The 24,475-nt window shown below is 40.2% G+C and carries 22 protein-coding genes; 12 read left to right on the top strand and 10 right to left on the bottom strand.

The features are described from left to right. The first annotated feature begins 19 nt into the window (after positions 1–19). The 4 genes from ACWICE_RS13680 (at position 20) to ACWICE_RS13665 (ending at position 2,870) form a co-directional block, all read left to right on the top strand. A complete protein-coding gene (locus ACWICE_RS13680) occupies positions 20–718 on the top strand; it encodes an SMUG2 DNA glycosylase family protein (protein ID WP_185218409.1) in 699 nt (232 codons plus the stop codon). After that, a complete protein-coding gene (locus ACWICE_RS13675; protein WP_313262132.1) occupies positions 705–1,229 on the top strand; it encodes a DUF488 domain-containing protein in 525 nt (174 codons plus the stop codon). Before ACWICE_RS13680 ends, ACWICE_RS13675 begins: the two co-directional genes overlap by 14 nt. A gap of 16 nt (positions 1,230–1,245) precedes the next feature. After that, positions 1,246–1,458, top strand: coding sequence for a hypervirulence associated TUDOR domain-containing protein (locus ACWICE_RS13670; protein WP_313262131.1), 213 nt, complete (start codon positions 1,246–1,248; stop codon positions 1,456–1,458). 140 nt (positions 1,459–1,598) lie between these two features. Beyond that, on the top strand, positions 1,599–2,870 hold the full coding sequence (locus tag ACWICE_RS13665) for a chloride channel protein (protein WP_313262130.1): 1,272 nt from the start codon (positions 1,599–1,601) through the stop codon (positions 2,868–2,870). A 787-nt stretch (positions 2,871–3,657) separates the two neighbouring features. On the opposite strand, the gene ACWICE_RS13660 is transcribed toward ACWICE_RS13665, so the two are convergent. From ACWICE_RS13660 to ACWICE_RS13640, 5 genes are all read right to left on the bottom strand, one after another. After that, positions 3,658–4,257, bottom strand: a complete 600-nt coding sequence (locus tag ACWICE_RS13660) for a hypothetical protein (protein WP_254527878.1) — start codon at positions 4,255–4,257, stop codon at positions 3,658–3,660. Positions 4,258–4,263: 6 nt separating this feature from the next. Further along, on the bottom strand, positions 4,264–5,007 hold the full coding sequence (locus ACWICE_RS13655; RefSeq protein ID WP_313262129.1) for a hypothetical protein: 744 nt from the start codon (positions 5,005–5,007) through the stop codon (positions 4,264–4,266). A 161-nt stretch (positions 5,008–5,168) separates the two neighbouring features. Beyond that, positions 5,169–6,002: an orotidine-5'-phosphate decarboxylase gene (gene pyrF / locus ACWICE_RS13650; RefSeq protein ID WP_454298581.1), complete on the bottom strand. Its 834-nt coding sequence runs from the start codon at positions 6,000–6,002 to the stop codon at positions 5,169–5,171. A 6-nt stretch (positions 6,003–6,008) separates the two neighbouring features. Beyond that, the gene (locus tag ACWICE_RS13645; protein WP_454298580.1) at positions 6,009–6,605 is read right to left on the bottom strand and encodes a TlpA family protein disulfide reductase; all 597 of its coding nucleotides are present in this window, start codon (positions 6,603–6,605) and stop codon (positions 6,009–6,011) included. A gap of 2 nt (positions 6,606–6,607) precedes the next feature. Continuing rightward, positions 6,608–7,351 (bottom strand): RluA family pseudouridine synthase, encoded by a 744-nt coding sequence (locus tag ACWICE_RS13640; protein ID WP_454298579.1) that lies wholly within the window; start codon positions 7,349–7,351, stop codon positions 6,608–6,610. A gap of 120 nt (positions 7,352–7,471) precedes the next feature. Here ACWICE_RS13640 and panB point away from each other — a divergent pair, with 120 nt between their 5' ends. Both panB and ACWICE_RS13630 read left to right on the top strand, forming a co-directional pair. Continuing rightward, positions 7,472–8,287, top strand: a complete 816-nt coding sequence (gene panB, locus ACWICE_RS13635; RefSeq protein ID WP_313262124.1) for a 3-methyl-2-oxobutanoate hydroxymethyltransferase — start codon at positions 7,472–7,474, stop codon at positions 8,285–8,287. A 2-nt stretch (positions 8,288–8,289) separates the two neighbouring features. After that, on the top strand, positions 8,290–8,892 hold the full coding sequence (locus ACWICE_RS13630; protein ID WP_454298578.1) for a hypothetical protein: 603 nt from the start codon (positions 8,290–8,292) through the stop codon (positions 8,890–8,892). On the opposite strand, the gene ACWICE_RS13625 is transcribed toward ACWICE_RS13630, so the two are convergent. Then, positions 8,889–10,178, bottom strand: a complete 1,290-nt coding sequence (locus ACWICE_RS13625) for a Gfo/Idh/MocA family protein (RefSeq protein WP_454298577.1) — start codon at positions 10,176–10,178, stop codon at positions 8,889–8,891. The genes ACWICE_RS13630 and ACWICE_RS13625 overlap by 4 nt on opposite strands. A gap of 136 nt (positions 10,179–10,314) precedes the next feature. Here ACWICE_RS13625 and ACWICE_RS13620 point away from each other — a divergent pair, with 136 nt between their 5' ends. Then, complete coding sequence (locus ACWICE_RS13620) at positions 10,315–13,203, top strand: heavy metal translocating P-type ATPase (RefSeq protein WP_454298576.1); 2,889 nt, start codon at positions 10,315–10,317, stop codon at positions 13,201–13,203. Positions 13,204–14,667: 1,464 nt separating this feature from the next. Here ACWICE_RS13620 and ACWICE_RS13615 read toward each other — a convergent pair. Continuing rightward, positions 14,668–15,822 (bottom strand): MFS transporter, encoded by a 1,155-nt coding sequence (locus ACWICE_RS13615; protein ID WP_454292363.1) that lies wholly within the window; start codon positions 15,820–15,822, stop codon positions 14,668–14,670. A 540-nt stretch (positions 15,823–16,362) separates the two neighbouring features. Between ACWICE_RS13615 and ACWICE_RS13610 the strand changes: the two genes are divergently transcribed. After that, a complete protein-coding gene (locus ACWICE_RS13610; protein WP_185218742.1) occupies positions 16,363–16,956 on the top strand; it encodes an outer membrane beta-barrel protein in 594 nt (197 codons plus the stop codon). A 79-nt stretch (positions 16,957–17,035) separates the two neighbouring features. Here ACWICE_RS13610 and ACWICE_RS13605 read toward each other — a convergent pair whose 3' ends face one another. After that, a complete protein-coding gene (locus ACWICE_RS13605; protein WP_313262117.1) occupies positions 17,036–17,449 on the bottom strand; it encodes an NUDIX hydrolase in 414 nt (137 codons plus the stop codon). A gap of 138 nt (positions 17,450–17,587) precedes the next feature. Between ACWICE_RS13605 and ACWICE_RS13600 the strand changes: the two genes are divergently transcribed. Together ACWICE_RS13600 and ACWICE_RS13595 are read left to right on the top strand one after the other, a co-directional pair. Further along, positions 17,588–18,628, top strand: coding sequence for a L,D-transpeptidase (locus tag ACWICE_RS13600; protein WP_254527894.1), 1,041 nt, complete (start codon positions 17,588–17,590; stop codon positions 18,626–18,628). A gap of 69 nt (positions 18,629–18,697) precedes the next feature. Next, complete coding sequence (locus ACWICE_RS13595) at positions 18,698–19,483, top strand: murein L,D-transpeptidase catalytic domain family protein (protein ID WP_454298575.1); 786 nt, start codon at positions 18,698–18,700, stop codon at positions 19,481–19,483. Positions 19,484–19,949: 466 nt separating this feature from the next. Here ACWICE_RS13595 and ACWICE_RS13590 read toward each other — a convergent pair whose 3' ends face one another. Next, positions 19,950–21,860: an amidophosphoribosyltransferase gene (locus ACWICE_RS13590; RefSeq protein ID WP_313262115.1), complete on the bottom strand. Its 1,911-nt coding sequence runs from the start codon at positions 21,858–21,860 to the stop codon at positions 19,950–19,952. A 255-nt stretch (positions 21,861–22,115) separates the two neighbouring features. Beyond that, entirely contained in the window at positions 22,116–22,628 is a 513-nt protein-coding gene (locus ACWICE_RS13585) for a lipocalin-like domain-containing protein (protein WP_185214270.1), read from the bottom strand. A gap of 163 nt (positions 22,629–22,791) precedes the next feature. On the opposite strand from ACWICE_RS13585, the gene ACWICE_RS13580 reads away from it, so the two are divergent. Further along, the gene (locus tag ACWICE_RS13580) at positions 22,792–23,172 is read left to right on the top strand and encodes a YchJ family protein (RefSeq protein WP_313262114.1); all 381 of its coding nucleotides are present in this window, start codon (positions 22,792–22,794) and stop codon (positions 23,170–23,172) included. 75 nt (positions 23,173–23,247) lie between these two features. After that, entirely contained in the window at positions 23,248–23,580 is a 333-nt protein-coding gene (locus ACWICE_RS13575; RefSeq protein ID WP_185214268.1) for a YegP family protein, read from the top strand. Positions 23,581–24,475: the final 895 nt, after the last annotated feature.

The following is a 24,475-nucleotide window of genomic DNA, read 5'->3' as shown; positions in this document are numbered from 1 at the left end:
AACCAAATCCATTTGTCAAATGAATTTTGCAGATAAAGTAATTGACTTCAACCAAAGGCTTCAATATACAGGCAAATTACCCGAGGGATTTTTTGTGATGAACCCTTTTATGGACAATCCTGAGACCCTGGAAGTCATGCGGAAATTCTACAATCAATATTATGCCGACAACAATCCCCGAAAATTCCTGATCGGAATCAATCCCAGTAGACATGGTGCCGGCGTTACAGGTGTCCCCTTCACGGACACAAAAAGACTGGAATCGGCTTGCGGTATAAAAATGACTTCTGCACGTACTCATGAAATATCTTCCGTCTTTATGTATGATATGATTGAAGAATTTGGCGGAGCAGCCGAGTTTTACAGAGAATTCTATATCAACTCCCCTTTCCCATTGGCCATAATCCGAGAGGTTAAACCCGGCCAATTCCTCAATGCCAATTACTACGATGACCCCAAACTCTTCCTTGCGGTTAAAGATTTCATGATCGAATCCCTAAAAAGCCATATCGAATTAGGTCTTTACCAAGATGAGGTCTTTATTTTAGGAAAAAAGAATGCCCAATTCATCCATAAACTCAATCAGGAAGCCAATCTATTCGATAAACTGACAGTCCTTGAACACCCTCGCTTTATTCAGCAATATAAATCAAAAGAAAAACCACTCTATATAGATAAATACTTAGTCGCATTCAATCAAAACAATGGAACGGTCTAAGATCATATACAGCATTGGGCATTCGACCCATCCCATCCAAGAGTTTTTGGATATGCTGGACTCCTTTGACATTGAACTCCTGGTCGATATAAGAAAGTTACCTGGTTCTCGTAAATTCCCGCAATTCAATCAGGATACACTCAAGATCTCCTTAGAAAACCATGGAATCAAATACATCCATCTGAGCTCCTTGACCGGTCGTAGACCTGCTCACAAGGACAGTCATAATAACGCATGGAGAAACCCTTCCTTTCGGGGTTATGCCGATTATATGGAAACAGATGAATTTAAACAGGGAATCATTGAATTAGAAGCTATGGCAACTCAACAAAAAACGGTCTATATGTGCTCAGAGGCTGTTTGGTGGAGATGCCATCGATCTTTAGTTTCCGATTATCTGAAGATACGAGGATGGCAAGTCTTTCATATTATGGCTATTGGCAAAGCTCAGGAACATCCATATACCTCAGCAGCCAGCATTGTAGACGGTAAATTAAATTATTCATCATAAACAAAAACCTATTATCATGGACACAAATTTCAAAATTGGTGACCTGGTCAGCTGGAATTCTGAAGCAGGTCGGGTTTCTGGAACCATCATCAAAATCCATACTAGCGATTTCGATTATAAAGGCTACACCCATCGAGCCAGCCCGCAAGACCCGCAATATGAAATCAAGAGCAGTAAGACCGACCACATCGCTGCCCATAAAGGAAAAGCATTAACGCTCGAAAAATAATTTAATTAATGTAACAATACATGTTACATAAACTCATTTTTTCTACAAATAACTTAAATTTGTCGCATTCTCCCACTTGACTCTTGATTTAGGTTCAATTACGCATATTCCCGGCGTCAAGTTTAAATTCACTTTCTAAAATGAATAGAAAAAAAGTCATTCATCAAAATTATTTCAAGCTCTTTGCCATTTCTTTAATAGTAGGTTTACTGAGTTCTATTCTTGCTGTTTCCCTGCGCTATATTACAGAAAAGACCGAACATCATATGTTCAATTTTGTCTCTGAAACCAACCCTTACATATTCATCATCCTTCCTTCAATTGGTATCACCATCATCTACTTCCTCAGAAAATATGCCTTTCAGGGAAGGAAAAACAAGGGAATGACTGAAATCTATAAAACTTTGGACCTTAGGAAAGACCACTTACCCCTATTTAAGATTCCATCCCACTTCATCAATGGATTCTTGACCGTAATCTTTGGAGGCTCTACGGGAATTGAAGTTTCTACAGTGGTTTCTACGGCAACCATTGGAAATGAAGTGTACAAGAAAAACTTTTCGGCCAAACTCTATAAAAGGGAACTTATCTGTGCAGCTTCGGCAGCAGGGGTTGCCATATTGTTCTCCAGCCCTTTAGCTGGATTGCTCTTCGGTATTGAAGCCATCAGCAGAAAATTCAAACCGACCATTTTGATCAGCTGCCTGGCCTCCACCTTAGTTGCAGCATTATTTATATATGGTTTAGGAAATGAACGGATCATCCCTACGCAGATCGTGGAATGGAAATGGCAAGCTACGCCATTCTTTTTACTCTTAAGCCTTTTAGGCGCCTTGTTCGCTGTAGGATTCACCTTATTGATGATCAGGATCAAGACTTTCTTCGGAAATATCAATAACAACTTTATACGGGTCAACTTAGGCGCTATTACGGTCGGAATTCTAATCTTTTTCTTTCCAGTTCTATTCGGTGATAGCTACCACGGTTTAAATGAAGTCCTTCATGCAGAAACTAATTCGATGGGCTATTTGTTCTTGCTCGTATTATTGAAACCATTGGCTTCCTCCCTTACCTTAGGTGCTGGAGGCGATGGAGGGGTATTCGCACCAAGCATTATTGTTGGAGCCTTCTTAGGTCTGCTAGTCGCAATTTTCTGTCAAACTTTCCTTCACATGGAGGTAAGTCCAATCAATTTCGCTCTTATAGGTGCCGGATCAGCTCTTTCAGCAGCTATTTATGCGCCCTTTACATCCATTTTCTTGATTTGCAATATCGTGCCTAATGGATACAGCTTAATCATTCCATTGATCGTTTGTTGCTTGGTATCAAAATATTTGGCTTACAAACTCCTACCATACAATGTATACACCTACGACATGTACAAAGAAAATTTAAAGAATTCCTTGGCGTAGTTTAGCTATCCATACAATTGAAAGTTAAGTGTTGCTGTTATGTTGAGAAGTAAAAATTTGAGGTAAATTTATTGGAAGGTAATGACAGCAAGTTGTCAATGAAAATTAATTAGCTCTTTTATTTTTTAAATATAGAAACCCTTTCGGGGTTCCATTATTTTAGCTGGCATGGCACGTTAGCCTGGAAGTTGCGCAAAAACGTTGTTCGATTAATCGAACAACGTTTTTGCATTAGCCCTATATTGTTTACCATCCATGCTAAAATAATTCATCCCCTCTAGGGAGGTATGGCGGATAAAAAAATTCTTCTGGATAATAATTATAGGTATAAATACCTAGAAACACAGTTCTATCAAATTTGTCATTGGCAGGCACGAAACATCTCGGAACATTAGAATCATTATGGTGTTGGCGAACAGGTCATCCCTCTTCGATGGATGATGACAAGCACGTTGTGCGACATTTACGGACTGATCCTTCACTCACCGTTCAGAATTGGATATTCCTGAGAGGGATTCAGAGTGAAACGAAGAATCTATTTTTTATTTTAATTAGAGTTGTTTGTCATTCCGCTATCGTAAGATGAGGAAACTATTTTTTATTGCTTTATTCCCATAAAGGGGAAATACTGAAAAATATTTCACCCCCGCTAAGGGTTATCCTTTAATTCTATGCCTTTCTACAAAGATCCCACCCCTGCTGGCGAATTTATACATCTCAATACTCATATCTCAAATCTCAAATCCAAATAACAGAAAAGGGGCAAATTTCATTTGCCCCTTTTCTGTTATTTAAACAGCTTAAATATCTTACTGCCAAAATTCTTATCGACGGTGATATAGGATGGATAATAAATATTCTGTCCTGCGATACGGATAGAAGGTTTGATCTTAAGGACCATAAAGCCTTCAGATTTCTTGTTCAGGAGTTCATCGAAAAACTTCTCAAAGCCATTTTCTTTGGCTTTATTAAAGATATTGGCTTTGAATGTCATCGGAACAATGGTGCTTTGCCCTTGGGTCAAACTTACATTCTGATCTACCGTACCCTCAAACAGAGGAGAATTCTGGATCTCAATGACATATTTGAAAGAGTTAAAAGCAGCTTTTTGAGCTTCCGGATTGGTAACTTTCAGATTCACCTTACCTTCTAGAGGAAGTTCCTTGCTGAATAGAGCTACCGCCAATCCTGCAATCGAGGACATATTATAGTTCCCATCCGCTCCCTTGAAAGATTCCAAATTCTTGCCATTGAACTTCACCTGATCAACCGACTCGACATCATATTCGCAGTCTGCCAAAGCCTTAATCTGGGCTTTTTTGTTTACTTGGCAACCAGATAACATCAGGATTGCCAGAACGGATACTATTCCTATTAATTTTCTCATATTCTATTACTTTCTTCCAAAATTATAAATCAAACCAAGTGTAAAAACAGCATTTCCAGGTTTTAAATAGTGATTGTCCATCAGACCAATATTCCAACCATTGGTATATTGGATTTGAAACCCTTTATTCAATTCCAACCTCGTAAAGAAAACAGGCTCTATATACACATTCTCTTCCAGCTGTGAAGCAACCCCATTGAGCTCAAATCGATCCATCTTGACACGGCTCAAGCGAATAGCTGTTCCATAGTTTAGAGTCCTCTTCTTGCCAAAAAGATTAATCTTGTTTTTTCTTGTTGACGAAAAATTTGCCTGAACGAAGATTTTGTTGAAGTCAAGGTCTCTTGTTTCCACTGGATCGGCCCCTGTGGTGCTCGCCCTCTTATCAACATCGGTTGTCGCTCCTACGCCATAACCGCCATAGAATTCCAGTACACTTCGCTTAGCTTTTCCAACTACCGTATAATAGCCTAATCCACCTTCATACAAATATTGTTTGAAATCATTATTGTCTGAATGGTAATTGATATAGGAGCCATTTCCGATAATGGCAAGGTGGTCGGTAAATGCAACACCTAGGTTGCCGCTTAGGTTCCCCTTAGGGTTAACATGTGCCGCAATATACCCTTCTCCTTTGTTATTAAACATCGGTGTTGCTGGAACATTGGGCAAATAAACTGAACTACAACTGCTCAAACAGGCGACCCCTGCAAGCAAACCCCACAAATGGGATGACTTTACTTTATTCATAAAACTCATTATCCCTGCATCTCCACAAATTATTATGCCAAAGATTCAGAATTTAAAAAAACTTTCATGTTTTCGCCGAAATTCAAACGATCATGAAAGTTTTTATAGCCTTTTGAGAAAAGACTGCACTATATTAATTTTATTTATTAATTCAGATAAACCTAGATAACTCCATGGATTTCAAGTTGCTCTTGCATTTCTTTCTGCAATAGCACAGCCTCCTCACGAGCTTTCTCAGCAAAGTCTCTACCTTTCGAAGCGTAGATAATTCCACGGGTACTATTGACCAAAAGTCCACAGTCTTTATTCATTCCATACTGGCACACATCAGCTAATGATCCACCTTGCGCTCCAACACCTGGAACCAACAGGAAATGATCGGGAGCATGCTCTCTAATTTTAGTGAATGCTTCCCCACGTGTAGCTCCAACAACATACATCAGATTCTCCGAACTCCCCCAAGTATTTACCTTGTCGATGACTTCTTCAAACAATTGCTTTCCCTCTACATTCTGGAAATTTTGAAAGTCCAAACTACCTTGATTGGAGGTCAATGCCAGTACAATTGCCCACTTACCCTCAAAATCAAGAAATGGAGTAACCGAATCCTCTCCCATATAAGGAGCAATGGTAATGGAATCAAAATTCAACCCCGAAGATTCCGGATTGAAAAAAGCCTGCGCATACATCTTGGAGGTATTGCCAATATCGCCCCTCTTGGCATCTGCAATACTGAAACAATCCTTTGGCAAGATCTCACAGGTCTTACGCAGGGATTCCCAACCTCTCACGCCAAAACTCTCATAAAAAGCAATATTCGGTTTATAAGCTACACAAAGATCTGCAGTGGCTTCAACGATAGCTTTATTGAATGAAAAAATTGGATCTTCCTCATCTAAGAGATGTTCTGGAATTTTCGTGATATCGGTATCCAATCCTACACATAAAAAGCTTTTCTTTCTTTTAATATTGTCTATTAGCTCTTTCTTGGTCATTATATATTACTGATTTATTAATGAGATCATGAAATCCTCAAACTCCTTGGTTGAATAGTCTGCCATGCCCTTATGGTCAAAAGCAAGAGCTCCCTGTTTATTCAGCACAACCGTGGAAGGAATTGATCCACTTAACCAAGTTGTTGGTATCTCACTTTCAGGATAATATATGGGCATATTCAACTTCTCCTTTTCCATAAACGCCTTCGCACCTTCTGCATTATGCTCAATCTCTACTAGCATAAACACAACCTTATCATTATCCTTATACTTATCATATAGTTTTTGGATAGATGGCATTTCGGCACGGCAAGGACCACACCAAGTTGCCCAGAAATTGATAAAGACAACTTTCCCCTGGAGTTCATGGGTTTGGATCCTTTTTCCGGTATCATCGGATAGGGTTACTGTTTCCGTCATCACCATAGGGGTTGCGGAAGGCTCTGCAGCCGTTTGTTTTGGGATTGAGGGATTAAAAAGACCTATTTTCATTAATCCTCTTTGAATTGCTGTTCTGGTCGTTGGTGTCAATACCAATATTGCCAAAACAATAATAAGGACCCAGGATAAAATATTTTTTGTGTTGTTTTTCTTTTCGGCCATGATTATGAATCAAATTTCTCCAACTGTTTCAACAAAGTAGCAAAATCTTTCGGATATTCTGCCTCAAATGCATACTCTTTACCATTCAAAGTAAACTTAACCGCCTTGGAATGCAGAGCAAAGCGCTTCATGATCGGCAATTCTTCTTGATCCTTAGAAAGTGTAAATCCTCTTTTCTTGATTTGGGAAAGATATACAGGTTTCCCACGGTACATCGCATCGCCTACGATGGCAGCATGCTGGGTAGCAAGATGGATACGGATTTGGTGCATCCTACCAGTAATCGGCTTACACTCCACTAAAGTAAAATGTTTGAAATATTGGATACTGTTGAAAATTGTCTCTGCAGGTTTCCCATTATAGCGATCAATGGTCACATTCTTATTTCCTTGGTTCAGGATCGGTAAGTCCACCAGAAGTTCTTCAAAAACATGGGTCCCTCCAATAATGGCATGATAGGTTTTATCGACCCTACGTTTTTCGAATTCTATTGACATGAGCCTATAGGTTTCTGGATTTTTCGCAATCAGGAGAACACCGGAAGTATCCTTGTCCAGTCGGTGACAGACCTGTGCGTCTGGAAAATAGTTTTTCGCCAAGCGAAGGATATTCACCTCATCACCTCCCCTTGCATCCAATGAGGCCACAAAGGGTGGTTTATTGATAACAATGAGGTTGTCATCCTCGTGTATGATCAGTTCGTTGAATTTCGGGTATTTAAATAGATTTTTCTCTTGTTGAGCCATAACCGCAAAAATAAGAATTATTGCTAATTTTCTATAATTCAGCGTAGTTTAAGCAATAGGTTAACATTCAGGTTGATACTCCTACAAAAATGCCTACTTTTGCAATAAAAGCAATCTAACATGTCAGTAAATAAAGTAATCAAGCGAATTACAACATCTATTATTCGCGATATGAAAAACAGAGGGGAGAAAATCAGTATGCTTACTTCTTATGATTATTCAACCGCAAGAATCTTAGATGATGCCGGTGTTGATATTCTGTTGGTAGGCGATTCTGCTGCCAATGTTTTCGCAGGTTTTGAAACCACACTGCCTATTACGCTTGACAATATGATCTATCATGCTTCAGCGGTAGCTAGAGCAGCTAAACGCTCCATGGTCATCGCCGATCTTCCTTTCGGTGAATATCAAGGTGCTACTGAAGATGCTTACAAAGCAGCGGTCAGGATGATGAAAGAATCCGGCGTACATGCCATCAAATTAGAAGGTGGAACTGAAATCATTGACAACATCAAGAAAATCGTACAATCTGGAATTCCGGTTTGTGGACACTTAGGCTTGACCCCTCAATCCATCTATAAATTTGGTGATTTTGGTGTCCGTGCTAAAGAAGATGCTGAAGCCGCAAAATTAAAGGAAGATGCCATAGCCCTTCAAGAAGCAGGATGTTTTGCCGTTGTCCTGGAAAAGATTCCTGCAGCTTTAGCAGGCGAAGTTTCCAAGATGTTGGACATCCCGACCATAGGAATTGGAGCAGGTAATCTCTGCGATGGCCAAGTCTTGGTCGTTAATGATATGCTGGGTATTACACAAGAGTTTAAACCTAAATTCTTGAGACAATACCTAAACTTAAATGAAGAGATCAACAAAGCCGTGAAGCAATACGTGGCCGACGTGAAAGCACAAGAATACCCTAACGAATCTGAACAATATTAATCATGAACAAAATCCTTCTTATTGTAATCCTTGTCGGTATATTGATTTACTTTCTGTCGCGAAGAGTGATGATGAAGGGCAAATCTACTGCTGTTCAAAAAAGCAATAAGCAAGGCTTTTTTCTTGTGGAAAGTGGCGCGCCCATTATCCAAAGGACCATCAAGAACACCCTGTTCAGTGTAGGTATTGGGGTTGTACTCTTTGTTATCACGATCGTATTGGCTATGAAGGTCAAGATTATCCTTTTCATGCTTCCGATCAGTCTCTATCTCATGAGCCAACTATTTCTCTTGAACAATCAATTGAAATATGCCAAGGATCAAAGGATATGGTTCAATCCAAATACCAATGATGTGCTGATTGAATGGCTAAGTGGAAATAGAGTTTCTTTTAATCTGCTGAAGGATGTTCAGCAAGTTCGTGCGGTTAAATCTGTTCAGAAGAACAATCAGATATTATTTGGTTATTATGAACTCAGCGTTCATAATAACCAAGTTTTTGTGCCCTTTATTTTGGAAGATAATCTGATGAATACACGTTTCTTCAAAACCATGAAAGAAAATTATTCCATCAATCCTAAATCTTCCTTATACCCCATCATTTAAACCTGGGGTAACTTATAGCCGTTATGGTAGCCCGCTGCCAATAATTTATTGGCTTCAGCTTCTTTAAATCGTTGTTTTTCCTTCTCCCAATAGATCTTTTTCCCTGTTCTATAGGCAATGTTTCCCATTTGGGAGAATTTAGCAATATGACTTCCTACCTCTAGGGGAGCATTTAAAATATTTCCATTTTTGGTCCGGATGGCTTCCACAAAATTCTGCATGTGCAGATCCAGTCCATTGTCTACTTTCTTCTGATAGGGAACAGCCTCCATTCTGTCCATCTCTGGAATCACTTCCCAGCCATTTCTATCCAATACCAAAGTGCCATTGTTACCTATAAAGGCAATACCGTGTTCACGACTATATGGACCTCCTGAAATACTGGTTGCATGTTCCCATTGGATATTGAATCCATCAAATTCATAGACAGTAGTCAAGGTGTCAGGGGTATCACCTGCATCATCAGGATAAGCAAATTTACCTCCTGCTGCCATGATGGAATTCGGATCTGAAACCTTCATCCCCAATAGCGCATAATCCAATAGATGGACTCCCCAGTCGGTCATCAGACCACCTGCATAATCCCAGTACCACCTAAAATTATAGTGGAAACGATTCGGATTGAATGGTCTTGTCTTAGCGGGACCTAACCAAGATTTATAATCAACACCTGCTGGAACTGGTCCATCAGGCTCAACTGGAACACGCTTTTTCCAACCTAAGTAAGCCCAAGCTTTTACTAAGCGAACCTTCCCTAATTTCCCTGAATGCACAAATTCAATGGCATCCTTAAAGTGCTTCTGCGATCGTTGCCACTGTCCTACCTGCACAATGCTGTTATACTTTTCTTTCGCTGCTAGCATGGCATTACACTCCACAATGGAATTCCCAATGGGTTTCTCCACATAAACTGCCTTACCAGCTTTACAGGCATCCACCAACATCAAGCAATGCCAATGATCAGGCGTACCGATTATGACAGCATCGACCTCAGGATCTTTCAATAAGGCTTTATAATCTTTATATACCTTAGGTTTTTGACCTAAAGCTTCTAATTGTTTCTGCCTTTCCTGAATCACAGCATCATCCACATCACAGATAGCGGTGCAACTTACATTGGATACTTTTAGGATGGAACTTAAATCTGACCAACCCATCCCCTTGATACCAATAGCGCCAACACGCAGGGTAGATTGTTTATTCGTCCTACCATATAATGATGTTAAGTGCAAAGCAGGAAATAGCAAAGCTGACTTATAAATAAATTCTCTTCTTGAAATGCTCATTCGTTTTAGGTTTCTATGAATTTACGGATCTTCCTGCAAATTCTACATAATTTTATAACTATTAATGGAAATTATGTAACAATTCTAAACCCAATTCTCCTGAAATTTGTATTCATTAATAACGATCAATAGCATAATGAAGAATCACACATATAAAGTAACGGGTATGACCTGCAATGGCTGTAGGACCAACGTCGAGAAAAAGCTGAATGAGATTCCTGGGATCAAAGCTCAAGTAAGTCTTGAAAAAGCAGAGGCACAATTGCAGTCAGATGAACCTATTCAAATTTCTGATCTTCAAGATAAACTCAATGAATTGGGCGGTCATTATCAGATCCATCAAGAGGATAATATGGATAGTCATGCCCCAACCGAAAAGACATTCTCAGTGACTGGAATGACCTGCAATGGCTGCAGGACTAATGTGGAGAAAAAACTGAATGAAATTCCGGAACTTCAAGCTACCGTAAATCTTGAAAAGGGAGAAGCCCAGATCAAAGCAAAATCTGCCATTTCCACCGAAGAACTACAAAATAAATTGGATGAATTAGGTGGACATTACCATATCCAGGAGAAAGGAAGTGCCCCGCACATGCATCATCAACATTCGCATGAGCCTGAGCTATCTGAAAGTGGAGAATATATCTGCCCAATGTTTTGCGAGGGTAAGGACAAGATTTACCATGAACCTGGCAGATGTCCGGTTTGTAATATGCATTTACGCCCTGTAGAAAAAGTGGACTTCAATGCTCCCTCCCATCAACATCAGGCACAACCGACGGTCAATGCCAGTAATGCAGGGAAATACTATTGCCCTATGATGTGCGAAGGAGACAAAGTCTATGATAAATTTGGTTCTTGTCCAGTTTGTGGAATGAATTTGGAAAAAATTCCTGATACCACCCTTAAAGTGGAATACACCTGCCCCATGCACCCAGAAATCGTTCAGGATCACCCTGGAGATTGCCCAATCTGCGGAATGGAGCTTGTCCCTAATCAGGTTACTGAAGAAGACGACCAACATTATCGGGATCTCTTAAAGAAATTCTGGATTTCTGTCGCATGTACAGTGCCTGTATTTATCCTGTCCATGGGCGATATGTTGCCCGGTCAACCTATCAGTCAGGTTATCCCGTATAAAGTCAATGCCTGGTTGCAATTGATCTTGACATTACCTGTAGTTTTCTATACCTGTTGGATGTTTTTCCAACGTGCATGGACCTCTTTCAAGACCTGGAATTTAAATATGTTCAGCCTGATTGGCTTAGGAGCAGCAGCAGCTTTTATTTTTAGTTTATTGGCTTTCTTTTTCCCTCAGATCTTTCCTGAAGAACTAAAGGGACATCATGGAGAAGTCCACCTGTATTTCGAATCCGTTGTGGTCATCCTTACCTTGGTGTTATTAGGTCAGGTAATGGAAGCCAAAGCCCATTCTAAAACTAATTCTGCCATTAAGGAATTGATCAAATTAAGTCCTGCTGAAGCTATCCTGGTTGAAAATGGAAAAGAAAGGAAAATATCGATCCACGATGTTAAAGTAGGGAATATCTTAAGGGTAAGAGCCGGAGATAAAGTCCCAGTAGATGGAATTGTGACTGAAGGTAATACTTCCATTGACGAAGCCATGATTACTGGAGAACCTATTCCCGTTGAAAAATCAAAAGATGATCAGGTAATCGGTGGAACCATCAACGGAAACCATGAGATTTTGATCAAAGCGGAAAAGGTGGGTTCTGAAACTCTCCTTTCCCAAATCATTCAGCTGGTAAATAATGCCAGTCGAAGTCAACCTCCCATTCAAAAATTGACCGATAAGGTTTCCAAAATATTTGTCCCTGCCGTTATTGCCATTGCAATCTTGACCTTTATCCTTTGGAACATATCATCTGTCCCCAATAGTACGGCCATGGCTTTTTCAAATATGTTAGCTGTATTGATTGTTGCCTGTCCTTGTGCATTAGGTCTTGCAACGCCTATGTCTGTTATGGTTGGGATTGGAAAAGGAGCAAAAAATGGTATCCTGATCAAGAATTCGGAAGCACTGGAAAAACTTGAAAAAGCCACTGTGCTGGTTGTGGACAAAACAGGTACTATTACAGAAGGAAAACCTTCCGTATCTGAGGTTACTTCTGAAAACGACAAATTCTCAGAAAATGACATCCTTCAGATCGCAGCATCTGTGAATAAGAACAGTACCCATCCATTGGCACAGGCCATGACGGATAAGGCCAAAGAAAATGGCTTACAGCTGTTAGATGTTGCTCAATTTGAAAACATTTCAGGCAAGGGTGTCAAAGGCCATATATTCCATATGACCGCCTTACTTGGAACGCCAAGGTTAATGGAAGAACAGCATATCGAGGTCAGCAATGAACAAATCCAAAAGATTGAGGAATTGCAGAAAAAGGGAAATTCTGTATCCGTACTTGCCATCGATGGAAAAGTTGCTGGCTTGGTTGCCGCATTTGATGCCTTGAAAAAAAGCAGCATAGAGGTAATCAAGAGATTTATGGACGAGGGTGTTGAAGTCTATATGTTTACCGGTGACAACCAAAATACTGCAGATATCGTTGCGAAAGAGGCAGGTATCGAACATGCGAAAGGCAGTTTATTGCCTGAAGACAAGCTAAATGGCATCAAAGAATTGCAAAAGGCTGGTAAAAAGGTGATCATGGTCGGTGATGGAATAAACGATGCCCCAGCTTTAACCCAAGCAGATGTGGGTATTGCCATGGGCACCGGAACAGATGTTGCCATCCAAAGTGCAGAAATCACCTTGATTAAAGGAGATCTTATCGGCGTGCACAAAGCCTTCAAGCTAAGTAAATCCATGCTGAGGAACATCAAGCAAAACCTATTGTTCGCATTTTTATACAATGTCATCGGTATTCCCATTGCAGCCGGTATATTATATCCATCTTTTGGGATTCTGATGTCCCCAATGATCGCAGCTGCAGCCATGAGCTTGAGTTCTGTCTCTGTAATTGTCAATTCATTGAGGTTAAATGCAGTGAAATTGGATTAAGAGGAAAGGATTTAGGATCTATGAAAATAAATTCCAGAGGACATTGACATTTCATTTTTTTTCATGCTGAGACACGAAACAATTTGGAATAATACAGACCAAATCGACAAACTAGTTGAGGATTACATTGGCGTATTTTCATGAACCTTCTTTCCCCTTTTTTTGTCATGTTGAGGCACGTAACATCTCGGAATAAAACAGACCAAATCGATAAGCTGGTTGAGGATTACATTGCTGTACTTTCCAGAACCTTCTTTCCTCTTTTTTGTCATGTTGAGGCACGAAACATCTCGGAATAATAAGGGTTGCACTGGCGTACAGTTCCTGCACCTTCGGTGCAGGATGACACACATTAGTAGTAGAGAACCGTACAGATTCCTCACTAATCGTTCAGAATCAAAATGCGCTAAAGAGGGATTCAGAGTGAAACGAAGAATCTATTTTTTATTTTATTTTTTGAGGTGGTTGTCATCGTAAGATGAGAAAACTATTTCAAGTTAAGCAGGGATAGTCCCGAGACCCTTCGGCAAGCCCTCAGGGTGACACAGAAAGGTATAGAAAAACATTTCACCCACGCTGTGGGTTCGCCATTACAAACATTCACCTTCCGGAGGAAGCCCTTTAGCCTCCGGCTCATTTCCAATGGCGGAAAAATGGAAAGAATGCCGTTGCCCTGTGCGATGGGATTGCTAAAATAATTGAACCCTTCTAGGGTTCTCTTTATTGCAAGAATTCTTCATTTCGAAATCGTAAGATGAGAAAACTATTTCAAGTTAAGTATGGATAGTTCCGAGACCCTTCGGCAAGCCCTCAGGGTGACACAGAAAGGTATAGAAAAACATTTCACCCACGCTTTGGGTTTGCCATTACAAACATTCACCTTCCGGAGGAAGCCCTTTAGCCCCCCGGCTCATTTCCAATGGCGGAAAAATGGAATGAATGCCGTTGCCCTGTGCGATGGGATTGGCCTTGGAATGCTTTCAAAAAATTCTCCATCTAATGGGAGAATTTTGAAGGAAGATATTCCCGACAACAAGGCATTCTTGTCCATGTGCGGATGACCGTGCGAAAAGCCATCTTAAATGAGCCGAAGCCTTTTGGTTACTTTTGGGCTTCAAAAGTAACGAAGAGAATTGGTATCCGTGAGCTCCTTCGTCGGTTTGGTTACTTTTGGGCTTCAAAAGTAACGAAGAGAATTGGCATCTGTGAGCTCCTTCGTCGGTTTGGTTACTTTGGGCTTTAAAAGCAACGAAGAAAATGATTTTAATTCATGTTTGTATGGGGCGGGCGTATTCGATACGCCCCTGCCGTATTGGGGACTTTCCTGCGACAAATTGACCCAAATCTTGGTCCATCCTCTCATCCTCATTGGGTGAGCTCTCCCTGAGCGAAGCCGAAGGGGAGTCGAATCCCAATCCTGGTTCAAAACAATCCTTCAATCGACTATAATATAGCCCTAAAAATTTAATTCAAATCACCTTTCTTCATTTCATTCACTTTCTTCGCCAGCAGCAGGTGCGAGACCAGCCCCAAGACCGCAAAACTTGCCCCTACTGTACATACCCCTGTCCAACCGGCAAATCCCCAAGCCTGTGCTGCCAGCCATGAACCGAAAGAACCTCCGATAAAGTAGGTCACCATATAAACCGTATTCAACCTACTTGTTGCAGGGGTCTTGATAGCGAAATAATCGGATTGGTTCATGATATGCGAAGATTGCAATCCCAGATCGATCATGACAATGCCGATTACCAAGCCCAAATAGGTGTTCCCCATAAAATAGGTAAAGAACCAACTGAAAAGGAGGATAAAAAGCGAAACCGTAATAATTTTATGTCTAGACCAAACTCGATTTAATTTCCCAACAAAAGCAGCACCTAAAGCTCCTGCTGCTCCAATCAAGCCAAATGTACCCGCCACGGATGGACCGACCTCAAAGGGTGGCTCTTCAAGGTGAAAGGCCAAAGTGGTAAATACTGCACATAAAGAAGCGAAACTAACCGCACCTCTGAATGAGGCCAATTGTAGGATAGGTTCTGATTTTGCCAGATTCCAAACGGACTTCATTAAGGAAGAATAATTCCCCTTGAAGTTAGGTTTCATTTCCGGCAACATACGGTACACAAAGATCCATGAAATCAACATCAGGACTGCGGCTCCATAATAAATACTTCGCCAGCCCCAAATATCGCCTACAATACCGCCGATAAACCTGGACAGTAAAATTCCCATCAACAAGCCTGACATCACCATGCCGATATTTTGGGACCTACTCTCTTCATTAGACAGGTCTGCTACCATAGGTACAAAGAGTTGCGGTATAACGGATGTGCATCCTATCAAGAAACTCGCAATGGAGATCATCCATAACTCTTTGGACATGGCCATCCAAAGCAAGGCTAAAAAAACAAATACCAGATCAATAAGTATCAACTTCTTTCTGAACAGCTTATCACCTAATGGAATGATCATCAATAATCCAAAGGCATATCCAAGCTGGGTCAGGACGGTAATTTTACTGATTGTGGATTCAGAAACCTCAAATTCTGATGCCATCTCTGCCAATAAAGGTTGATTATAATAATTATTCGCTACAACAACCCCTGATACGATTGTCATGAGCCATAACAGGGATTTTGAAAGTATAGGATTTCCGCTTTTTTCCATAGATTTTATTAATATCGTAAAACTAAAGAATCTACCCTTGGTTTGGGTTTAAAACTTAAAATTTATAAATCCTATTTGAGTTACCTTCAATAATTAAAGGAACAACCTCATTCCTTCAGCATATCCTACAGAAACACCTTAGCTGTGACGCCTCAAGCGCTCAGCAAAATCCGAAAAAGGATCGCTTATGCCTAATTCTTGAGGACCTGACAAGCAAAGTGATTTTTTGACAGTCTAAATTTCCCGAAATCCATGACATTTTGGCTATTATTTTAACTATTATCAGTTGAAGAAATTAGCTATGGTTTGAAGATTGTTTGTTAATTGTCATTAAAAAATCCGGTAAATAATTTAAACTCCCTGTATTTCAACACCTTATTGATTAGTTAAAAAAAATAGTTGCTTAAACATCTAATACGTCGATCAAGTTGGTACAGAGATTGACTATTTGACCATATATGACAATAAAGTCAAACAATTAATATTGAAATCATGAAAAAATTATTACTTACATTATCTGCTGTAGCAGTATTAGGATTAGCAGCAAATGCACAAACTGAAAAAGGTAAATTTATGCTAGGTGGCCAAGTTACCTACCAAGGTCATTCTATTAAAGATTCAGACACAAAATCAAATGAGTTTAGCATTATCCCTAATGTGGGTTACTTTGTAGCCGATAATATCGCTGTAGGTACTGGTATTGGTTACTCTTGGAATGAACGCCAAAATGGTCCTGACACAAAAAATAACTATTCTTCTTTTGTTGTTGCTCCATTTGGAAGAATGTACAGTAACAATGAAGGTCCTGTAAAATTCTTCGGTCAATTGACTGTTCCTATGTCATGGGGTACTGAAAAATTAAATGGTGATAAAACAAGTACTACAGCAAACTATGGTGTGGAATTAGCTCCTGGTGTGGCTTACTTCCCTACTTCAAACTTAGGTATTGAATTTAAAGTAAAAGGTTTGTTCTACAACAATGGTTCTTCAACTGATGAAGCTACTGATGTAAAATCTACAGTGAATACATACGGATTGAACGTTAATTCATTAGCTCCAACTGTTGGTGTTACTTTTCACTTTTAATCGATAATAATTATTATAGATAAAGGGATTGCCTAAACGGGCAATCCCTTTATTTTTTACCTACTTTTCTCCAAACGTACTAGTTTTCCATCCAGATGGGCAAGGCAAATTGTTTCAATAGATTGGCCAATTTCACTTCTTCAATCTCGGTTTTCTTTACCCAACGGATTTCCCGCAGTTCAGCATGTGGTTCGATCTTTTCGAATTGATCCACAAATTCACATTGAAAAACATAGCCACGGACCGTTTTTCCCGCTTCATTGACGGCTTGGGCTTCGTGTACCCCAAGCAGCACACAATGCTTTTCATCAAGGTCTAAATGCAATTCTTCATGCAGTTCCCGGATCAAACTATCCACAGGTCGCTCTTCTCCTTCAATCTTACCGCCCGGAAGCTGATAATAGCTGGAGCCATTCTTCTGGACGGTCAATAACTCGTCCTGTTTGTTAATGACGACTCCAACGGCAATGGTGATGTAGTTATTTAGCTTCATTTGATGAATTTGAGAATTAATTTCCTAATTTCCGAAATAATGGAATGATTTTTAGTATTCAATAGGTTGATATTGAAGTTAATCCTATTTTTGCATCAAAAATAGATTACAATCCACTAAAAAATACCAAACTAGCGAATGAAACATTACTTTTTCTGGTCCTTACTCTTTGCTTTATTAATCGTCGCATCCTGTAAGAACTCGTCAAAAACCACTAGTGCTGCTGAGAAAAGAAAGCAAGATTCCATAGAGCGCGTTAAAAAAGCTCAAGAAGAAGCGGAAAGAGCAGAAAGGGAAAGACCTCGCACTGCAGCTGACATCAAACTGGAAAAAGATCTACAATACGATAAACACTCTTTAGAGGAAACCTATCCTTACAAGGATACCACCCGCCAATTCCAAATCGAAAAGATCAAGGAAAAATTGGCATTCATTGAAAATTTCCAAAGGGCTCCCCATCAATATGGCGTCCTTCAAAACTATAAGAACCGCAATGGCGAAGCTGCCGTAGTGGAAAACTTCGTCCGAAATGCCTATAAACGTGTATCGGATACCTTAGGTACTGAAAAATATCAATCTGCTCCGTTATACCAAGCAGAAGACAGTAAAAAGCCGTCCATTTATGGTCGCGATGGATCCTTGGTAAGCTTGGAAAGCGCCGACACCCTAAAGATGGTCAAGGTCAATGGGATCTCCTTTGAAGGAACCTGGTTTGTGCCGAAAAGATATGTTAAATCTATCGGTGATTCCCTGAAAATTACCCATGTCAACATTGTAGATGTTACAAACCAAAATATTATGACCGTGGAAAGAACGGGCGAAAATGAATGGAAAATCCGCAGTATGAACCCTGCTACATCGGGTCAGCACAACCCGCCTCACCAGATGGAAACACCGGTTGGAATCTTTATGGTCCAAGAACAAAAACCAAAAATGTTCTATTACGGCGATGGGACGACGACCATTGAAGGATTTGCCCCATATGCGTCCCGATTCACCAATGGAGGCTATATCCATGGTGTGCCGGTGAATAATCCAAAAGGTAAGATCGTGGAGTATTCATGGTCATTGGGTACGACACCAAGGTCACATATGTGTGTCAGAAATGCGTCATCTCATGCCAAGTTTGTTTACGACACGTCAAAACCCTTTAAATCCCTGGTGGTTGTAATAGACTAGAACCGTATTTAACACTTTGATTGTCATATTTTTCCTAGCTTTGTAAAAAGAGACTAGGAAAATGTGCTTATGAATAAACTATTGCTTATTTCATTATGGGCTATTGCGACCTCCACAATGTCTGGAGACCTAAACATCAATCCGCAAGTAAATGCTCCTAAAGAAATCACACAGACAAAAGTAGAAGTAGTAAAAGATCCAGTTAAAGAATTATATGATGAAATGAAACTGCAAGGGATCATTAAATGGGACGCCTTCGAGCAAGCTATGCAAGGTTACCAGCAATTGAACCCCAAGAACAGGAACATCATGACCATCATTGATTTCACCTTGCCTTCAACCGACAAAAGAATGTATGTCCTGGACATGAAAGCCAAAAAGCTTTTATACCACAACATAGTTTCCCATGGAAGAAACAGCGGTGAAAAATTTGCAAAATCTTTTTCTAACAAACACGGATCTTTCCAAAGTTCACTTGGATTCTACTATGCTGAAGAAACCTATTACGGCGGAAATGGATTCTCATTGCGCCTGGATGGACTTGAAAAAGGAATCAATGATCAAGCAAGACCTAGGGCCATCGTGGTTCATGGAGCTGATTATTGCAGTACAGATATCATTAAATCTACCGGTAGATTAGGAAGAAGCTACGGCTGCCCTGCCCTACCTCGCGAATTGACCAAACCGATCATCAATACGATCAAAGGTGGAAGTCTGATGTATATCTATGCCGGAAACAAAGAATATCTGGCCTCTACAAAATTTGTAAAGAAACATCCTTTTGAACCAACCTCTACCCTGATTGCCACTCAGCATGATGAGGAAACAGGTAAATCTAAAACTGTTCTGAATTAAGTATTTAGTACTAAGTACTTAGTATTTAGACGGAGGTTCCGATAAAAGATAAAGATCATGGATCCGGTTATTGAAACTGGAGTTCATGATCTTTTTTTTGATTACATATTTAGAAATATGGAATTACGGCAAAATTTGCTAGCTTCGAATTGAAACTATACATTCTTTTTTGGCAAAGAAAACATTCCCCCACCAACAAGGAATTTCAATAATATCTTGAATTCAAAATCAACCTATCAAAAGGCCATTTTTTTGGACAGGATTTTAGCTAAAAGACCTACCTTATTCGAGACATATTCGAGAATCATTCGGGAATTTACTGGATTGAATTGGGAATTGATCTCTAACATATTTTCAATTTTCCGAATGTGTCTCGAACAAGGTCAAACTGAGGTCAAGATAATAGGCACGAAAAAGGCCATGATAAAATCATGACCTTTAAATCTTAATATTTCTATAATCCAGACTAGCTGCTGAAGTATGCTCTTACGTTCTTACCTTCCATCCAGTTCATGAAGGCACGGTTTACAACCTTGTTACCTCCCGGAGTAGGATAGTTACCAGAGAAGTACCAATCACCTTTGTGGTTTGGACAGGCAATATGCAAGTTATCCAACGTTTGGAAAATTACTTCCAACTCTGCGTTCAGGTTATGAGGTTTCACGATCCTGGAGATCTCTTGCGAGATCTGATCATCGGTAAACGGCTCATAGATTGCCTTTACATAGTTTTCAACCTGATCTTTCGGCATGGTCGTTGAAGCCAAACATTTTTGATAGACCTCATCAATGATGTGGGCCAATCCATTCTTGCGCAATAAGGCGATTGCTGCCTCAAATGCAACGAACTCTGACATCCTGGACATATCGATACCATAACAGTCCGGATAACGGATCTGAGGCGCTGAAGAAACGATTACGATCTTTTTAGGATGTAGACGGTCCAGAATGGTTAGGATACTCTGCTTTAAGGTCGTTCCCCTAACGATAGAGTCATCGATGGCAACGATGGTATCTTCATGGTCATTTACGATACCGTAAGTTGTATCGTAGACATGTTGTACCATATCTTGACGGTCAGCATCTTGCGTGATAAAGGTGCGGAGTTTGGCATCCTTCACGTTCAATTTCTCGAAACGAGGCTTTAGATCCAATACTTCATTCAATTCTTCATCCGAGATTTTATCCGTGCGGTTCAAAAGGGCCTCTTTCTGGCAATCTCTGACATGTTGGTTGATTCCTTCCATCATACCGTAGTAAGATACTTCGGCAGTATTCGGGATGAAAGAGAATACCGTATTCTTGATATCGTTGTTGATACCCTTCAATACTTGGGGGATCAATAATTTACCAAGGGATTTACGTTCTTGGTAGATATCAGCATCTGACCCTCTGGAGAAATAGATTCTCTCAAAGGAACAGGACATCTGTTCTACCGGTTGTCTGAACATTTCTTCAGTTACCGTTCCATCTTTTTTAGCGATCAAGGCATGGCCTGGTTTGATCTCTTTGACAGCGGTCAATGGAATGTTGAAAGCTGTTTGTATTACTGGTCTTTCCGAAGCCACGACCAACACTTCATCGTCTTGGTAGTAGAATGCTGGGCGGATACCTGCAGGATCACGCATAACGAAAGCATCTCCATGACCGAAAATACCGGCGATGGTATAGCCACCATCCCAAGTCTTTGCTGAACGGGTCAATATCTTGGCAACATCGATGTTTTTCGCAATCTGGGCGGAAATCTCAATATTGGAATAACCGTCCTGTTTGAATTTATCGAAAAGCTTTTGGTTTTCTTCATCTAGGAAGTGACCGATTTTTTCCAGTACCGTAACCGTATCCGCTTGTTCCTTAGGGTGCTGTCCGAGATCGTACAGTTGCTGCAACAGTTCATCCACATTGGTCATGTTGAAGTTACCTGCTACAACGAGATTTCTGGACATCCAGTTGTTCTGTCTAAGGAATGGATGACAGCTTTCAATACTGTTTTTACCATGTGTGCCGTAACGCAAATGGCCTAATAACACTTCGCCCGTGAAGCTCACATTGTCTTTCAACCATTGGGTATCCTTGGATTCCTCAGGATAAGCTTTGTTAACCGCAGCGAACTTCTTCTGAACGTATTCGAAGATTTCGGCAACTGCCGAAGACCCCATGGCCCTGTACCTCGAAATATAACGGTTACCAGGCTTGACGTCGAATTTAATCGTCGCAATACCCGCTCCATCTTGGCCTCTATTGTGCTGCTTCTCCATAAGAAGGTACAATTTGTTGATGCCGTAATAGGGCGTACCGTATTTTTCTTGATAATAAGATAGGGGTTTTAGTAGTCGGATTAGTGCGATACCGCACTCGTGTTTTATAGCGTCACTCATATCTTGAATTGATGGCACAAAGGTACGGAATTTTGAAAAAATATCAGATACATCTTAATGTAAAAAATATTTCACTTAAAGATAGACTTCAGACAAGAGACATCAGACACCAGAACGGAAATATCGGATATTACTGTTAAAATAATGTGGAGTTAATTACATTCTATAATCCTGTTGAGGGAAAAAGAATTTTGTATGGTTGGGCGTATCTGATATGCCCAACCATACAAAACCTTTGGTACTGCGGCTCTCCCATTATGGGTTTACAACTTTAGGCTTTGTGTATTCGATGAATTTTTCACGTCTTGAAACAAACTCAGCTTTTTCTATGCGTTGCCAAGTCATATAGCTATTGACCATGATACCGTCCGAAAGAATCGGTTCAACAGATTTCAGGTACAGGATATCACCTTCAAAATCGATCTTGCGTTCCTGGAATTGACCTTCCCAATTCGGGAATGAAGAAGTTGTAATGGAATATTGAACAATAGCATTGTTATTGTCGATCTTATATGAACCGGCAAAAGCGATAAAACCTTTGACCTGTTCTTGGATTTCCTTTTCGTTCGCTAAATAGCGGTCATCAGAGGCATATTGACTGCGCTCTGAACTTGATATCTGGACTGACATAAAGCCATCAGCTCCATACATTAATAATCCCTTTGGAGATTGGCCCATCGGGAATATTGAATCTGCACCTTTAATAGGTACTTCTATATAGGATAGTAGTTGCCATGTGCCTACTAATTCATTCTTCAATGTTGTCATTTAGGGGTTATTGTTTGCCATTATAACGGCGATTCTTCATTAATAGTTTGTAACATTCCTTATATAGATATTTCTGTGACAAACGAAACATCTGTATATTCGGTAAACAAGTTTTAGACCAACATTGGTCCCTAAAAAAGAAGAAAATCTTAATCCCTTGAATATGAACATGAATTGTTATTGTGGTTCTGGAAATAATTATGAAGATTGTTGCAAAATTGTACATCTTGACCTAAAAAATGCCGAATCTGCCGAGCAGCTGATGCGGGCAAGATATAGTGCTTTCTGCCTATCCTTGGTCGATTTTCTGTATAATTCCTTCCACCCCAACAGCAGAAGGTTCCAGAAAAAGTCCGAAATTGAACAGTGGAGCAAAGAGAATAAATGGGAAGGATTGGAAATCATAAAAGCCACTGAAAACACGGTAGAATTTAAGGCCTATTTTGTGGATCCCTTCGGTGGAAAACAGCAGCACCATGAAAAATCCAGGTTCCAAAAACTGCAGGGGACTTGGTACTATTTGGATGGCAGAATAATTGCCTAAATAATATTATGGTTTTTGAGGGTTTGGAATTTATTGGAAATTAGTAAATTAGTAAATAACTAAATATTTTAAACTATGGGAAAGTTTGTAATTTCAACTAGGAAGAATGGGGAATTCCAGTTCAACCTAAAAGCTGCAAATGGACAGGTCATCCTAAGCAGTGAAGGTTATACCACAAAAGCTGCTTGTGAAAACGGGATACAGTCCGTTAAGAAAAATTCACAAGACAGTTCAAAATTTGACAAGTTAACAGCAAAGAACGGTAAGTTTTACTTCAACCTAAAAGCTGCCAACGGTCAGATCATCGGAACGAGCGAAATGTACGAAAGCGAAGCTGGCCGCAGCAACGGCATCAAATCAATCCAAGAAAACGCTCCTGACGCAAGTATTGACGATACAACAGTTTAATATTCGAAAATATTACCACTATGGAGAGCCACATTGATTGTGGCTTTTTTTTGTGGCCAGATGTCCGCATGCTGTCCATCTCTCCAGCAAAGGAATGAACCGGGGGGCTAAAGGACTTCCTCCGGAAGGAGAATGTCTGTTAATGGCAAGAACCCCTAGCAGGCAATGTCATTAAGTTAAGGAAAAAAACACTGATTCTCCGTTACTTTTGAAGCCCAAAAGTAACCAAAAGGCTTCGGCTCATTTAAGATGGCTTTTCGCACCATCCACTACACATGGACAAGAATGCCTTGTTGTCGGGAATATCTTTCAAAAGATCCTCCCATCAAAAGGGATGATCTTTTGAAAGCATTCCAAGGCCAATCCCATCGCACAGGGCAACGGCATTCTTTCCATTTTTCCGCCATTGGAAATGAGCCGGAGGCTAAAGGGCTTCCTCCGGAAGGTGAAATGTTCCTTTACCCACTGCCAATGCCAAATTCTTGCAATAAAAAGAACCCTAGAAGGGTTCAATTATTTTAGCAATCCCATCGCACAGGGCAACAGCATTCTTTCCATTTTTCCGCCATTGGAAATGAGCCGGAGGCTAAAGGGCTTCCTCCGGAAGGTGAATGTTTGTTAATGGTGAGAATCGCCAGCGGGGGTGGCATCTTTATAAAAATTGATTTTTAAACCGGCTAACCCCTAGCGGGGGTGAAATATTTTTCAATAAATCTTTCTGAATGGACATAAATCAAAGAAATTAGTTTTCTCATCTTACGATTTCGATGACAGTGATCCTAAAAACTAGATTCTGAGTTTCACTCTGAATCCCTCTAGGTCACATTTTGATTCTGAACGATCAGTGAAGAATCTGTTCGGTTCTACTCCTCTAGATCTTGTCATTCTTAACCGA

The organism is Sphingobacterium sp. NPDC055346 (assembly GCF_053645235.1).
The sequence above is the reverse complement of the archived record's forward strand: the minus strand, read 5'-3'. Positions and strand labels throughout refer to the sequence as shown.

What these genes read in the sequence shown, in the direction of transcription:
- ACWICE_RS13680 (WP_185218409.1), top strand. Translation starts at nt 20, where the DNA reads ATGAATTTTGCAGATAAAGTAATTGACTTCAACCAAAGGCTTCAATAT.
- ACWICE_RS13675 (WP_313262132.1), top strand. Translation starts at nt 705, where the DNA reads ATGGAACGGTCTAAGATCATATACAGCATTGGGCATTCGACCCATCCC.
- ACWICE_RS13670 (WP_313262131.1), top strand. Translation starts at nt 1,246, where the DNA reads ATGGACACAAATTTCAAAATTGGTGACCTGGTCAGCTGGAATTCTGAA.
- ACWICE_RS13665 (WP_313262130.1), top strand. Translation starts at nt 1,599, where the DNA reads ATGAATAGAAAAAAAGTCATTCATCAAAATTATTTCAAGCTCTTTGCC.
- ACWICE_RS13660 (WP_254527878.1), bottom strand. Translation starts at nt 4,257, where the DNA reads ATGAGAAAATTAATAGGAATAGTATCCGTTCTGGCAATCCTGATGTTA.
- ACWICE_RS13655 (WP_313262129.1), bottom strand. Translation starts at nt 5,007, where the DNA reads ATGAATAAAGTAAAGTCATCCCATTTGTGGGGTTTGCTTGCAGGGGTC.
- pyrF (WP_454298581.1), bottom strand. Translation starts at nt 6,002, where the DNA reads ATGACCAAGAAAGAGCTAATAGACAATATTAAAAGAAAGAAAAGCTTT.
- ACWICE_RS13645 (WP_454298580.1), bottom strand. Translation starts at nt 6,605, where the DNA reads ATGGCCGAAAAGAAAAACAACACAAAAAATATTTTATCCTGGGTCCTT.
- ACWICE_RS13640 (WP_454298579.1), bottom strand. Translation starts at nt 7,351, where the DNA reads ATGGCTCAACAAGAGAAAAATCTATTTAAATACCCGAAATTCAACGAA.
- panB (WP_313262124.1), top strand. Translation starts at nt 7,472, where the DNA reads ATGTCAGTAAATAAAGTAATCAAGCGAATTACAACATCTATTATTCGC.
- ACWICE_RS13630 (WP_454298578.1), top strand. Translation starts at nt 8,290, where the DNA reads ATGAACAAAATCCTTCTTATTGTAATCCTTGTCGGTATATTGATTTAC.
- ACWICE_RS13625 (WP_454298577.1), bottom strand. Translation starts at nt 10,178, where the DNA reads ATGAGCATTTCAAGAAGAGAATTTATTTATAAGTCAGCTTTGCTATTT.
- ACWICE_RS13620 (WP_454298576.1), top strand. Translation starts at nt 10,315, where the DNA reads ATGAAGAATCACACATATAAAGTAACGGGTATGACCTGCAATGGCTGT.
- ACWICE_RS13615 (WP_454292363.1), bottom strand. Translation starts at nt 15,822, where the DNA reads ATGACAATCGTATCAGGGGTTGTTGTAGCGAATAATTATTATAATCAA.
- ACWICE_RS13610 (WP_185218742.1), top strand. Translation starts at nt 16,363, where the DNA reads ATGAAAAAATTATTACTTACATTATCTGCTGTAGCAGTATTAGGATTA.
- ACWICE_RS13605 (WP_313262117.1), bottom strand. Translation starts at nt 17,449, where the DNA reads ATGAAGCTAAATAACTACATCACCATTGCCGTTGGAGTCGTCATTAAC.
- ACWICE_RS13600 (WP_254527894.1), top strand. Translation starts at nt 17,588, where the DNA reads ATGAAACATTACTTTTTCTGGTCCTTACTCTTTGCTTTATTAATCGTC.
- ACWICE_RS13595 (WP_454298575.1), top strand. Translation starts at nt 18,698, where the DNA reads ATGAATAAACTATTGCTTATTTCATTATGGGCTATTGCGACCTCCACA.
- ACWICE_RS13590 (WP_313262115.1), bottom strand. Translation starts at nt 21,860, where the DNA reads ATGAGTGACGCTATAAAACACGAGTGCGGTATCGCACTAATCCGACTA.
- ACWICE_RS13585 (WP_185214270.1), bottom strand. Translation starts at nt 22,628, where the DNA reads ATGACAACATTGAAGAATGAATTAGTAGGCACATGGCAACTACTATCC.
- ACWICE_RS13580 (WP_313262114.1), top strand. Translation starts at nt 22,792, where the DNA reads ATGAACATGAATTGTTATTGTGGTTCTGGAAATAATTATGAAGATTGT.
- ACWICE_RS13575 (WP_185214268.1), top strand. Translation starts at nt 23,248, where the DNA reads ATGGGAAAGTTTGTAATTTCAACTAGGAAGAATGGGGAATTCCAGTTC.